This window comes from Thalassotalea sp. SU-HH00458 (genome assembly GCF_040362795.1).
GTDB classification, from domain to species: domain Bacteria; phylum Pseudomonadota; class Gammaproteobacteria; order Enterobacterales; family Alteromonadaceae; genus Thalassotalea_H; species Thalassotalea_H castellviae.
The window spans coordinates 111,850-125,731 of the sequence record NZ_BAABWW010000002.1; the positions used below are offsets into that span (position 1 = coordinate 111,850).

Below are 13,882 nucleotides of genomic sequence, written 5' to 3' on the forward strand. Positions count from 1 at the left end.
CAATATTGATGATTATGGACGTACAAAGACCATTTGTTGCTAAACCATGGTGGAAAAAACATTGGTATATTTTTCCAGCGGTTGCTTTGCTCACAACTATTTACCTTTTAAAAAGTTATTTAGGAGATGCTTCCTATTTTCTCGATAAGAAATCATTTGTCACCGCGAAAGTTCAACAAGGAAACTTTACAGTTAATGTGCGTGCTTCTGGTTTATTAAAGCCGTTAAATATCCGTTGGGTTTCTTCACAGGTTGCCGGAAGAGTTGAAGAAGTTTTGGTGAAAGCAGGCGCTAAAGTTAATGTTGGAGATGTGCTTGTAAAATTATCAAATCCTGAACTTCATCGTGAATTAGAAACTGCTCGCTGGGAACTTGAAGCCAATAAAGCAGAAAGTCATGCCGCCTATGTAGCACTTGAATCGCAAATGGTTGATTTACAAAATTCAGTTGTCTCTGCTGAATATAGTTATCAATCAGCTAAATTAAAACTAGATGCCGAAACTATGTTAATGCAACAAGGAAATGCCACCGTTTCTGCACTTGATTATCAAAAAAGTCAATTAGCGGTTAAACAGCAAATGCAGTATTGGCAAGCACAGCAACAAAAAGCTGAGAAAATGAAAGCAAATATGGCTGCCACTAAAATAGCGCAAAATGCCCGTATGGGGTTAGTCGAAAATAATTACCAACGGGTGGTCGATAAGGTGGCGGCATTACAAGTGAGAGCAAATACCGAAGGGATCATCCAACAAGTCTCTCTTGAGCTAGGAGAGCGAACTCAATTGGGAGATAGCGTAGCCTTAATCGCCGACCAACATTCTTTATTTGCAGAGTTGCAGGTTCAAGAAGTCAGGGCTCGAGATATTTCCATAGGACAATTTGTCAATATTGATACTCGAAGAAGTGAAATTTCAGGCAAAGTGACTCGCATCGATCCGGCAGTGAAGAACGGCATGGTATTAATAGATGTTGCGTTGACGAGTCAATTGCCGAATGAAGCTAGACCCGATTTAACCGTCGATGGCTTAATTGAAATTAGTAATATTGATGATGCGTTATATATCAAACGCCCCATGTATGCACCAAGTCATAGCACGGTTAATCTTTATACCTTAAGTGAAGATAAAGCGTTTGCGAATAAACGAGAAGTTAATTTAGGCCAAGCTTCTGTGAATAACATTCAGATATTGACGGGATTATCAGTTGGAGATGAAGTTATTATCTCAGACTCAACGGCTTGGCAAGATCATCAACAAATTATGATTAATTAAAAAATACAGACACTAAATCATCACGTAACTCAATAACAAGTTAAAAAACAACGTTAGATTTAAAAAATAACGTGTTAAATAAAGAGATAAAAATTATGACACCATTAATTACCTTAAAAAATATCAGTAAAACTTTTTTCACAGAAGAGATAGAAACCCGCGCATTAAATGATATCAATTTAGTGATTAATAAAGGTGAATACATTGCTTTAAGTGGGCAATCTGGCTGTGGTAAATCAACGTTATTATCTTTGCTAGGTTTGCTCGATGCGCCAAGCGGTGGCCAATATTTATTAGCCGATAATGATGTTTCTTCATTAACTCGTGACCAACGCGCAACGATTAGGTCTGAACAAATTGGCTTTGTTTTTCAATCGTTTAATTTAATTTCAGATTTAACCGTCTTTGAAAATGTGATGTTGCCGTTAACTTATCAAACGCATAAATCTAAACAATTTATGGAAGAAAAAGTTAACGAGGTTTTAACTAAGGTTGAGATGAGCCATCGAAAAAATCACTTTCCTTCGCAATTATCCGGTGGTCAACAACAACGTGTGGCCGTTGCACGTGCGTTGGTCAATGATCCTAGTATTATATTAGCTGATGAGCCAACAGGTAACTTAGACTCTAAAAATGCCGAAGCTGTTTTACAGTTATTTGATGTTTTACATCAAGATGGCGCTACTATTTGCATGGTAACCCATGATCATGCATCCGCTAATAGAGCGAATCGTTGTTTAGAAATGTTTGATGGTCAGTTGATTAAAGATCATTTTACTAAGCCTAAGTCAGCCACGGTTAGTCCTGATGAAATTGCTGTGGGGTAACAAAATGTCAATGTTTATCGATATAAAATATGCCGTGCGCTTATTGTTTCAATCGCCAAAATTTACCGCCATGACTATTGGTGTGTTAATTGGTGGTTTATCCATAAGCTTATTTACCTTTTCGTTTCTCTATTCAACCATATATAAACCTTTGCCTATTCCGGAAGGTACGACGGCAAAATCTGTTACGGTTTATCATAATGAAAGGTTTCGACATATCACGGGTTATGAATTTGAAAATGTAAAAAATGATTTAACTAGTTTTGACGAATTTGGTATTTATGAAAATGCCAATATTCGCGTTTCGGTTGAACAATCAGGAAAGAATTATTCTGGTAGCTATATTCGCCCTGGCTTTCTCGAATTTAGCCGTGTACTGCCGATTCAAGGCCGAGTGATACAAGATAGTGACCTGCTCGAAGGTGCAAAACCTGTGGCATTAATCAGCTATGAATTATGGCAAGCGGATCACCAAGGAAGCAACGATATCTTAGAAAAAACCATGGTGATTAATGGTCAAATCACCGAAATTATTGGTGTCATGCCAAAGGCTTATCGATTCCCACATTCTTCGCAAATTTGGTTGCCATTAACCAATGAATACTTCAATGATGATCCTGAAAAAAGCACCAGTTATTTTGCCTATGCCCGATTAAAACAAGGGGTTGAAATTGCACAAGCTGAGCAAGAGCTTGGCCAAGCCATAAATCAAATATATCAGGAAAATGTCAAATTGTATGGCTTGCCAGAATTAAATAAAACCGTGCAACTCATGACGTTTCAAATGGCTCAAACAGGTAATGATGGCAATATTGTATTTGCTTTCTTAATGCTTATTTCTTGGTTAATTTTGTTACTGGCCTGTATTAATGTCGGTAATTTATTATTCGCACGAACCATTGAACGACAAAAAGAAACGGCCATCAGAGCCGCTTTAGGTGCAAAAACAAAACGATTAGTCAGTCAGTTAATGTGGGAAGGAACGCTTATAACATGCCTAGGTGCATTGCTTTCCGTGTTATTAGTGGCAGCCGTGCTTGACTATACCGAAGTTGTGCTAAGTTCATGGTTACCCAATGGTGGTGCGTTTTGGTGGCACTATGGTATGGATAGTGAAACATTAGCGATGGCTATTTTATTTACTTTAGTTACCATTTTGTTATCGACTTTTTTACCCGCTTGGCGGTCGGCAAATCAAGATATCAACTTAGTATTAAGAGATGGTACAAGAGGAGCACAGAGTAAAAAGTCAGGACGTTTTTCTCGAATATTAGTGACTACGCAAGTGTTTTTAGTGGCCGTGTTAATGCTTATCGGGTCGATATCTGCTTTTATTGCCCATAAATTTATTAACATGGAAATGGGCGATAATTACCAAGATGTGATGACCGCTCGTTTTACTATACCGGAATTAAAATATACGGATCAGCCACAACAATTAGCGCTATTAAGTGAACTAATTGAACGACTGAAATCTCACCCTCAAGTTGTGGATGTGATCACTCACAATTGGATGGGCTCTTCCGCAATTAGTCTTGATGGGCACGAATACCAATCAGAAGAAGAGAAACCAAAAGTTGATACCATCAGTGTGATTGGTGATAGTGCTACGGTTGGTATTTCACTGAAAGCGGGACGACAATTTACGCATAATGACAAACTAGGCCAGCAAAAAGTTGCCATTATTAGTCAGTCAATGGCTAACCGTTATTGGCCAGGTGAGTCGCCACTAGAGAAAAGTCTTTTGATCACAGTGAACGATAAAGATGAGAAAGTCGTGATTGTTGGTGTGGTAAGTAATCGCATGAATGCCAGTAAAATGTTTGGTAAGCGTGATAGCGCCGATGAAATCTATTTATCAGGGCTTCAGTTTTCCGATGCGTCTCAAATATTGTTTTATCGTGTTCATCCTGATACGAAAGATAGAGGTGAAATTTTTTACCAAGCCATGTTCCAAACCGATAGAAATATTGAATTAGATTATGAAGTTCAACCTTCAGATAAAAATAGAAATATGATGCGTGATTCCATGCGGTTAATGTCGAATATTACCTTTGGAACAGGCTTTTTTGCCTTATTATTGGCAATGGTAGGTATTTACGGCCTAACGGCAAATGCCGTGGCACAACGTACTCATGAAGTAGGGATCAGAAGAGCCGTTGGCGCCAGTGATAAAAGTATTATTCAAATGTTTTTAAAACAAGGTGCTAAACAATTATTAATAGGTCTCGGATTAGCAATGGTATTATTTTATCTTCTTGCCTTTGGTTTCCATAAATTTACTGAAGGAATTTTTCCAATAACTATTTATTTTATGCAGGCGGTTGTTGTGGCGGTGGGCTTATCATTAGTGGTGATGTTTGCGACCTATTTACCGACCAGAAGAGCCGTAAAGATGGAGCCGAGTTTAGCGCTCAGATATGAATAACTTAGCGCGTTAACCATGAGATTGAAACAAGCAGATAACACAGCAAGTTTATCTGCTTTTCATCTTGAACCAATGCTTGTTCCTTGAGTGAATATTACTTAAAGTGAATAAATAACTTCGGAAATGAACCTTATAGTGACTAAAAAAATCCTTATTGCAGATGATGATATCAATATCATTGCCAGTTTAAAATTTGTCCTTGCCGATGAAGGCTTCGACATTTTAGCGGTAACGACACCAGAAGCGGCTTTGGAAAGTATTAAAAATCATGTAGTAGATCTGGTGTTACTTGATATGAACTTTCAACATGATACTACCTCCGGTTCAGAGGGGATTTCGTTAGTATCGGCTATTACGGCACTAGAATTAAATATCCCTATTATTGTGATGACAGGGTGGGCAACCATAGACATTGCCGTGGAAGCAATGCAAGCGGGGGCTAAAGATTTTATTCAAAAGCCTTGGAAAAATGAACGTATGCTCAGTGCAATTGCGAATCAATTGGCATTAGCGCAATCCGATAAAAAAGCGCAACGACTTAGCCAGCAAAACCACTTACTCACTTCGCAAGCTCATCCGAGCAATCGAGAAGGTATTATCGCTCAATCGCCGGTTATGCAAAACCTGTTATCAACCCTTGATGATTTAGCACAAAGTGAAATGAGTATTTTACTGACAGGGGATAATGGTACTGGCAAAAGCATGTTAGCTTCATACGTACATCAAGTATCAAATCGTGCAAAGCATTCTTTTGTGCCGGTAAATATGGGGGCTATTCCTGAATCGTTATTTGAAAGTGAAATGTTTGGGCATGTTAAAGGGGCATTTACCGATGCCAAAGAAAACCGTGTCGGTCGTTTTGAAATGGCTGAGCAAGGAACTTTGTTTTTAGATGAGTTAGCCAATATACCTATCGCCCAGCAAGCAAAACTATTGCGGGTTTTAGAAGAGCAAAAATTTGAAGCTGTTGGCAGTAGCAAATCATTACAAGCGAATGTCAGAATTATCTCTGCAACCAATAGCGACTTATTAGCTGATATTAAAAACAATCAATTTAGAGAAGATTTATATTATCGACTCAATACCATTGAATTGCGTGTACCATCACTCAATGAACGTCTTGAAGATATTCCTGCGCTGGCTGAGCATTTCCTGATACAGTTCAGCTCTAAATATCATCGTACATTACCTCAATTAACTGACCAAGCGGTACTTGCCCTACAACAATATCATTGGCCGGGTAATATTCGCGAGTTAAGTCATTTGATGGAACGGGTATTATTTACCTGTAAAAAATCGTCTATTGATGCGGATGATTTAATGTTAAAAGTAGTGGAAAATAACCACGAATCTCTTGACGATCCTAGCTTGAGTCTTGAAGCTATTGAGCGTAAAGCGCTTATTAAACGATTAGCGTTTTTCCGTGGTAATGCTACGGAAACAGCTAAGTCACTTGGCTTAAGTCGCAGTGGATATTACCGACGTTTGAGTAAATATGAACTTGTTTAAGTCGGCTCGTCAGTGGTTATTGGGTAACGCTAAATATTACCAAGGTGATAATCAGCTCAAGTTAGTGCTCTTGGTTTGTATTCCATGTGTTGCTATGACGATAAGCGCGTTGCTATTAGCTGAAATTTCTATTTACTTAATCGCGTTTATTATCATCATTCTTACCTTGTTATGCAGCTATGTTGTGGTGGCAAGTCAACTTAATTCTGATTATCAAATTCGTACATTGTCCAATTTAATTGAGTCGATGATTGATGGCGATTACACCTTAAGAGGGCGGCTACAAACCAATCAAGCGTTTCAAGAATTGCTCAATTTAATTAATGAGTTGGCTGATACATTATCGCAACATAAAATTGAAGCGAAAGAGTCTCGATTATTGCTAGAGCGCATCATGGAGCAAATGGATGCCATTGTCTTAGCCACCGACGAAACAGGGTTGGTTGTCATGGCCAATGCTTCCGCTAAAAAATTAGTGTTAGGGAATGTGGAGAATATTGAAAAAATTCAGCTTTCCTCCACCTTAATTGGTGGAGAAATTGAACATGCTACGTCTGGCATCGTTGATTTTAGTCACACCCAATTAACCGGCGAACATTTTTTATTGAAAGAGTCTTTTTTAAGTGAAGGCAAAAAGCATCAACTTTATATGCTAACGAATGCAGAACGTTTGCTTATGGAAAAAGAGCGGAAAGCCTGGCAAAGCTTATTGCGGGTATTAAGCCATGAGCTGAATAATTCATTAACCCCTATTGTGGCCATTAGTCAAACCATGCAGTCAAAGCTGCAAAAATTAGCCGATGAACAGCAACAAACATCGTTACTTGATGGCATAGGTATTATTAATGAAAGGGCTGGATCATTAAGTGAATTTATCGCAAGTTATAGCCAGTTAGCACATTTACCTAAACCAAACGTTTCCAACATTTCTCTGAAAACTATGCTTGATAACCTCGCTGCGTTATTCCCAATGTGTGAAGTTAACACGGTTATTGATGAAAAATTAATGATTCACGTTGATAAAAATCAATTTGAGCAAGTATTGATTAATATTTTCAAAAATGCTGTTGAAGCCATGGAGCTTCAAAGTGAAAAAGTCATTCAGGTAAACTCTTATCAAGAAGGTGCTTGGCAGCATATTATTATTGAAGATCAGGGCGCTGGCATTGCCAACTTAGAGAATGTTTTTGTGCCATTTTACACGACAAAAAATAAAGGCAGTGGTATTGGACTGACGTTATGTCGGCAAATAATGTTTAATCATAACGGCTTAATAAAATTGAAAAATGTCGGAGTGAAGAACAAAGGTGTTGCTGTTACGTTATCTTTGCCCGCTATTGAATACGTTAACTTCAGTTAACTGGTGTTAAATAACTGCTTTAAATTTAATTTGTTGAAGCGGTTGTGATTTGTCACTTAGCTTTGAAAGATAAAAAAGGCTCTATGATTGATAGAGCCTTTGTTGTTCAGTTGATTATTCGTCTTCTTCAATCAAGGTCATTAAGGAAGTGTTTCCACCCGACGCCGTTGTATCAATGCTGATGGTTTTTTCGGTCGTTAAGCGCTGAATTAAATTATCTAAATATTCAGAACTGATCACCGGCAATATCGCACCTTGGCGTTCCGCTAATTTTTCACTGAAGAAATGTTTACGGTCACACGAACTGTCTACCACAATGCCGGAAAGAGCAGGGTGTTCTAACATAGTGGATAAATGACGTAATCGAGCCACTTGGAAAACATTTTTATCTTCACCAGTGGCAATAAATTTATCTCTAAACGCTAATGCTTCATCGTAAAATAAGTCCGAAACTACGGTAATAACCGTATTACCTGTTGCTAACGCCGTTACAATCGATAACACCCAAAAGTGGAAAGTTACATTTTTATCGGCAAAACAAATCAGGTTACCGCGGTTTTCCAGGTATAAAACATTAGATTCCCCTGTTGGCCCCGGCAATAACGTTGGTTTTTTCAACCGTTTTTCAATATTGATTAACTGCGAACGAGCCGACATTAAGGTTCTATCTAAATCTTCAGCTAATTCATCAACAATCCCCACATGAGCAATTTTTGCTAACAGCTGACGTACACAAGAAATACGGGTATTTAAATCGGTTAAGCGCCAATTTTTTTCAGCAGAAGCTGCTTTTTCCATCATTAATTTAGCTTCTTTAACTGATTCTTCACCACCATCTAACGCGTCTACTTGCGCTGGTAATAAGTTAAATTGCTCTGGATTTGGTGTCGCTTTTTCTTTCACTAATCGAGTTAAATAATTTGGTCCACCTGCTTTTGGTCCTGTCCCTGAAAGTCCACGTCCACCAAAAGGTTGAACCCCGACAATTGCACCAATCATATTGCGGTTAATATAAATATTACCGGCACGTGAAAGTTTAGCTAAATCAAACGCTCGCTTTTCTATACGGGTATGTATCCCCATAGTTAAACCAAAACCAGTACCATTTACTTTATCAATAACTGCTTCTATTTCATTGCCTTTAAAACGCACAACGTGTACACAAGGACCAAAGACTTCTTGTTGCAATACATCAATATCATTGATTTCATAAAGGCGAGGTGCAAAAAAGAAATGTTCGTTTTCTTTTGATTCAGTCGATACTTCACACTGATATAAAAGCTGCCCCTTTGATTGCATATAATCACTATGAGCATTGAGTGCATCAAGCGCTTTTTGATCTATCACCGGGCCGATATCTGTGCTTAATTGAGCAGGATCTCCCACATGTAATTCTGCTAATGCGCCTTTGAGCATCGTAATGACATTGTCAGCAATATCTTCTTGTAAAAATAACACTCTCAGCGCAGAACAACGTTGACCTGCTGATTGAAAACCGGATGAAATGACGTCATCAACCACTTGCTCTGGTAAGGCGGTAGAGTCAACTATCATACAGTTTTGACCGCCAGTTTCAGCAATCAATGGTACTTGATCGCCACCGCGCTCGGCTAAGGTTTGTGAAATTAACGTTCCTGTTGCGGTTGAGCCAGTAAACATCACAGTTTGAATGCGTTCATCAGGAATGATGACGCTGCCAACTTGGCTGCCTCGGGCAATGACTGCTTGTACAACACCTTCTGGTAAGCCAACTGACTTCATTAACTCTATAGTCCGTAAAGCGATTAAACTGGTTTGTTCTGCCGGTTTAGCTAACACCGTATTACCGGTTGAAATAGCGGCCGCCACTTGGCCTAAGAAAATCGCTAACGGGAAGTTCCATGGACTAATACACAACACCACACCACGCGCTTCTAAACGTTCATCGGCTTCAAGTTCAATAGCTCTTTGCGCGTAATAACGACAAAAATCAACCGCTTCGCGTACTTCATCAATACCATCTTGCGCTACTTTACCGGCTTCTTTTATACACAAAGCAATTAACTCGTCAGTATGACGTTCAAGGATATCTGCTACTCGACATAACAAAGCCGCACGTTCTGAAACAGGTGTGTTTGACCATGAATCGAAGCTTGCTTGCGCGGTATCGATCATCGCCAGCATATCTTCTTTGCTATGAATATGATGAAAACCAATGATTTCGCTGTGATCTGCCGGGTTTTTTACCGCAATCGCATCTGTTGGAATATCATCATGATTGATTAAGTTGTCTTTTAGCCACTGATCTAATGATTCTTTTAGTGGCGTGATGCTATTAATATCGGTTAAATCTAAGCCTTTCGCGTTATCACGTCCTTGACCATTTTTATCATAATATAATGCAATAGGTTTAGTGATTTGATTATTGTATTTATCTTTTAATCGTTGTGTTTTTTCTACTGGATCTTCTAATAGTGATTCAACAGGTTGTGTTTCATCGACAATGGCATTGACAAAAGAAGAGTTGGCGCCGTTTTCTAATAAACGACGAACAAGGTATGCCAGTAAGTCTTCATGCTGACCTACAGGCGCATAAATACGACATTGGATGTGTTCATTGCTAACTATTTGATCATACAACGAATCTCCCATGCCATGTAAACACTGAAATTCAAAGCCTTCTTTATCATCACCGGCAAGTTCAACTATGGTTGCCGCAGTATAAGCATTATGTGTCGCAAATTGCGGATAAATAGTATCTCTGTAGGCTAAAAGTTTGTTCGCACAGGCATGATATGAAACATCGGTAGATGATTTACGGGTGAAAACAGGAAAATGCTGCAAGCCATCTTTTTGGGCGTTTTTAATTTCGCTATCCCAATACGCCCCTTTGACTAAACGCACCATCATTTTACGGCCCGCTTTCTCAGTAAGTTCACGTAACCAATCAACCACGAAAATAGCGCGTTTTTGATAGGCTTGTAGTGCAAGACCAAAACCATTCCAGTCGGCTAAATCATTATCACAAAAAACGGCTTCAATGATATCGAGAGATATTTCTAATCGTTCAGATTCTTCTGCATCTACCGTTAAGCCAATATTGTATTGTTTGGCTTGTAAACAAAGCGCTTTTAATTTTGGCACTATTTCAGCCATGACACGTTCTTTATGGGTAAATTCGTATCTCGGATGAATCGCTGACAACTTAACAGAAATACCCGGTACTTTGCGTGGATCATTCTTACCTGAAGCAACTGCGGCATCACCGATAGTTACAATTGCATCCTGATAAGCTTTTAAATAACGTTCAGCGTCTCGCATTGTGCGGGCACCTTCACCAAGCATATCGTAAGAATAGACATAACCTTGCTGTTCTTTCGTAGCAGCGCGTTCTGTGGCGGCTTTGATGGTTTCGCCCATGACAAACTGTTTACCCATAATTTTCATGGCATAGTTCATTGATTTACGAATAACAGGTTCGCCTAAGCGGCCAATGGTTTTTTTCAATAAACTAAACCGGTCGTGGTTACGTTTGTCGGCGTAATTCACCATAGAGCCGGTGATTAATAATCCCCACGAAGAAGCATTAACAAATAATGAATCACTGCTGCCTAAGTGGCTACTCCATTGACCTTGTGAAATTTTGTCACGAATTAATTCGTCTTGTGTATGCTTATCAGGTACGCGTAATAATGCTTCAGCTAAACACATCAATACTACCCCTTCTTCACTTGAAAGCGAGTATTCTTGTAATAAAGCATCAATAGCACCATTGCCTGCTTGGTCTTGGCGAATTTTCAACACCATTTTACGTGCACGTTCCCATGCACGACTTCTGGCACTAACATTCACTTCTGCTAATGGTAAAATGTGATCTACGGCATCATTTTCATCAATGCGATAAAATTCACGAATTTTTTGACGTATGCTGTTTTGTGTATTTAATGAACCAGTGAATAGCATAATTGTACCTTATTAAAGTTTATTGGTGACAAATTTTGGTGCGAATTTTATAGCTATTGCCGCAGAATGTGTTTGCGTTTTTCGGTAAATAACAAGATAATTTACTGAATATTACGAAAATAACCATAGATAATGCTTAAATATGAGTTCTGCTAAAACACGTACCTTAGATCGGATTGATTTAACTATTTTAGACACTTTGCAAAAAGATGGGCGGATTTCGAACACTGATTTAGCGAAAAAAGTGAATTTAAGTGCGAGTCCTTGTTTAGAGCGCATGAAGCGATTAGAAAAAGAAGGCTTTATTAATCGTTACGGTGCTTTTTTAAATGCGAATAAATTAGGCTTTGGTATGAAAGCTTTTGTGCAAGTGACTCTTGATAGAACAACCGGCGACGTTTTTAACGAGTTTCGAAAAGAAGTGGTGAAAATTGAAGAAGTCGCTGAATGTCATTTAGTGGCGGGCGGTTTTGATTATTTAATTAAGGTTCTGTTTAATAACATTGAAGATTATCGAGAAATTTTATCAGAAATTGTCAATTTGCCAGCAGTTTCACATACCCATACATATATTGTCACCGAAAATGTTAAACAAGATGCTGGCGTACCTATTAATATCTAATATTGATTAACTCGACAGTGCAAATCGTTTAGTGGTGACAAATCTACGATGAGTGGTACTGGAATTCTTTCAGTGCTAACTATATAGTAAAAGCACTTCATAGTTATTGGCTATGAAATCATTTTTAATCATATCTAAAGAGATTTACATGAAATTTAAATTATTAACTTCGGCAAGCTTATTGTCACTTGCTGTATTAACAGGTTGCTCACAGCAAGCCACCACAACTGAATCAACAGTGAGTGCTCAACCAGAAAAGGTTAATGCTGAACGTATTAAAGCGCATGTTGAATTTTTAGCCGATGACATGTTAAAGGGGCGAGATACCGGTAGTGAAGGTCATCAAATTGCCGCCAATTACGTGAAATCAAATTTCAAACAATTAGGGTTATTGCCACAAGGTGATCATGGCACCTATGAACAAGAAGTGACTTTTCGTAAAGCTTATTTAGAAGACGGCAGTGCGAAAATGATCATTGAAAATGCTACTGGAACTGTTGATTTAACTTTCAAAGATGATTTTATTATGTCTGGTTCATCACTGGAACTTGAATCCATGGTGCAAGCCGAGACTGTTTTTGCCGGATACGGCGTTATCGCGCCTGAATTTGGTTACGATGATTACCATAACTTAGATGTTGAAGGTAAAATTGTTGTGGTATTAACGGGTCGTCCGGATGATTTACCTTCTGAAGAAGGTGCACATTTAGGTTCAGGTCGTGAAAAAATCCGTCATGCCGCGGAACGTGGTGCTGTAGGTTTTATTACTGTTCATACGCCAAAACGTGAAAAAGTACGTAGTTTTGAGAAGTCAGCTAAATATGCTGGTACACCACGTTTAAGTTGGGTTGGTAAAGATGGGAAACCATTTGGAAAATATGAAGAAATAAAAGGTGGTGCACATCTACACCACGAAAGTGCTGAAGCTTTATTTGCCGGTGCTGAAAAAAGCTTAGCAGATGTTTTTGCAAGTGATACAGCCAATGAAAGCATTAAAGGTTTCGATTTAGCCGCAAAAGTAACGTTAGCAAGTAAATCTCGTCATGAAGAAATTACTAGCCCTAACGTTGTTGCTACGCTTGAGGGAAGTGATCCAGTATTAAAAAATGAATACGTGGTATTTAGTGCTCATTTAGATCATATCGGTGTGAGTAAACACGGTGATGATCACGAAGAAGGTGAAGCAGTCGATACTATAAATAATGGTGCTTTAGATAACGCTTCTGGTGTGTCAATTTTATTAGAAACGGCACGTTTACTTGCTTCAATGCCAGAAAAACCGAAACGTTCAGTATTATTTGTTGTGGTAACCGGTGAAGAAAAAGGTTTATTAGGCTCAAGTTATTTTGCCAATAATCCTACGGTTCCTGTGATGCAAATGGTAGCGAATGTTAATTTAGATATGCCATTAATTTTATACCCTTTTGCTGATGTAATCGCGTTTGGTTCAACCCACTCTACTTTAGGTAGCATTGTTGAATCTGCGGCGAAGAAAATTGATATTAGTTTGAGCCCTGATCCAATGCCAGAGCAAGCTTTGTTCACCCGTAGTGATCATTACAGCTTTGTTAAAGCGGGTATTCCATCAGTATTTTTAATGACAGGTTTTAAATCGAAAGATCCTGAAATTGATGGTGGTAAAATGTTTGGTGATTTCTTAAAAAATCATTATCACCAACACAGTGATCAAATTGATTTACCGATCCGTTGGGATGCTGCAGCTAGTTTTGCTGAAGTAAACATGATGATTGGTGTTGAAATTGCGAATGGTGAAAATCGTCCAGTATGGAATGAAGGTGACTTTTTTGGGAAAACTTTTGCGCAATAACGTCTTGCTTATTGGGTAACATTTTAAAGGCGCAGCATGAAAATGTCGCGCTTTTTTGTTTTCTTCAACAGTACAACCAGTTACACTCAAATGAC

General features: G+C 38.6%; 8 protein-coding genes. 7 read left to right on the forward strand and 1 reads right to left on the reverse strand.

Annotated elements, in window-relative coordinates:
* The first annotated feature begins 14 nt into the window (after positions 1 to 14).
* From ABXH06_RS03475 to ABXH06_RS03495, 5 genes are all read left to right on the forward strand, one after another.
* Complete coding sequence (locus tag ABXH06_RS03475; protein ID WP_353517316.1) at positions 15 to 1,271, forward strand: efflux RND transporter periplasmic adaptor subunit; 1,257 nt, start codon at positions 15 to 17, stop codon at positions 1,269 to 1,271.
* A gap of 95 nt (positions 1,272 to 1,366) precedes the next feature.
* Entirely contained in the window at positions 1,367 to 2,098 is a 732-nt protein-coding gene (locus ABXH06_RS03480; protein ID WP_311584240.1) for an ABC transporter ATP-binding protein, read from the forward strand.
* Between the two features lie 4 nt (positions 2,099 to 2,102).
* On the forward strand, positions 2,103 to 4,526 hold the full coding sequence (locus ABXH06_RS03485) for an FtsX-like permease family protein (protein WP_353517317.1): 2,424 nt from the start codon (positions 2,103 to 2,105) through the stop codon (positions 4,524 to 4,526).
* Between the two features lie 135 nt (positions 4,527 to 4,661).
* A complete protein-coding gene (locus tag ABXH06_RS03490; protein ID WP_311584235.1) occupies positions 4,662 to 6,035 on the forward strand; it encodes a sigma-54-dependent transcriptional regulator in 1,374 nt (457 codons plus the stop codon).
* A complete protein-coding gene (locus tag ABXH06_RS03495; RefSeq protein ID WP_353517318.1) occupies positions 6,022 to 7,395 on the forward strand; it encodes a sensor histidine kinase in 1,374 nt (457 codons plus the stop codon). The genes ABXH06_RS03490 and ABXH06_RS03495 overlap by 14 nt, the downstream gene beginning before the upstream one ends.
* Before the next feature lie 114 nt (positions 7,396 to 7,509).
* Here the strand turns inward: ABXH06_RS03495 and putA are convergent, their stop codons facing one another.
* A complete protein-coding gene (gene putA / locus ABXH06_RS03500) occupies positions 7,510 to 11,337 on the reverse strand; it encodes a bifunctional proline dehydrogenase/L-glutamate gamma-semialdehyde dehydrogenase PutA (protein WP_353517319.1) in 3,828 nt (1,275 codons plus the stop codon).
* 142 nt (positions 11,338 to 11,479) lie between these two features.
* Between putA and ABXH06_RS03505 the strand changes: the two genes are divergently transcribed.
* Both ABXH06_RS03505 and ABXH06_RS03510 read left to right on the forward strand, forming a co-directional pair.
* On the forward strand, positions 11,480 to 11,959 hold the full coding sequence (locus ABXH06_RS03505; protein WP_311584226.1) for an Lrp/AsnC ligand binding domain-containing protein: 480 nt from the start codon (positions 11,480 to 11,482) through the stop codon (positions 11,957 to 11,959).
* A 148-nt stretch (positions 11,960 to 12,107) separates the two neighbouring features.
* The gene (locus tag ABXH06_RS03510) at positions 12,108 to 13,787 is read left to right on the forward strand and encodes a M28 family metallopeptidase (protein ID WP_353517321.1); all 1,680 of its coding nucleotides are present in this window, start codon (positions 12,108 to 12,110) and stop codon (positions 13,785 to 13,787) included.
* Positions 13,788 to 13,882 lie beyond the last annotated feature (95 nt).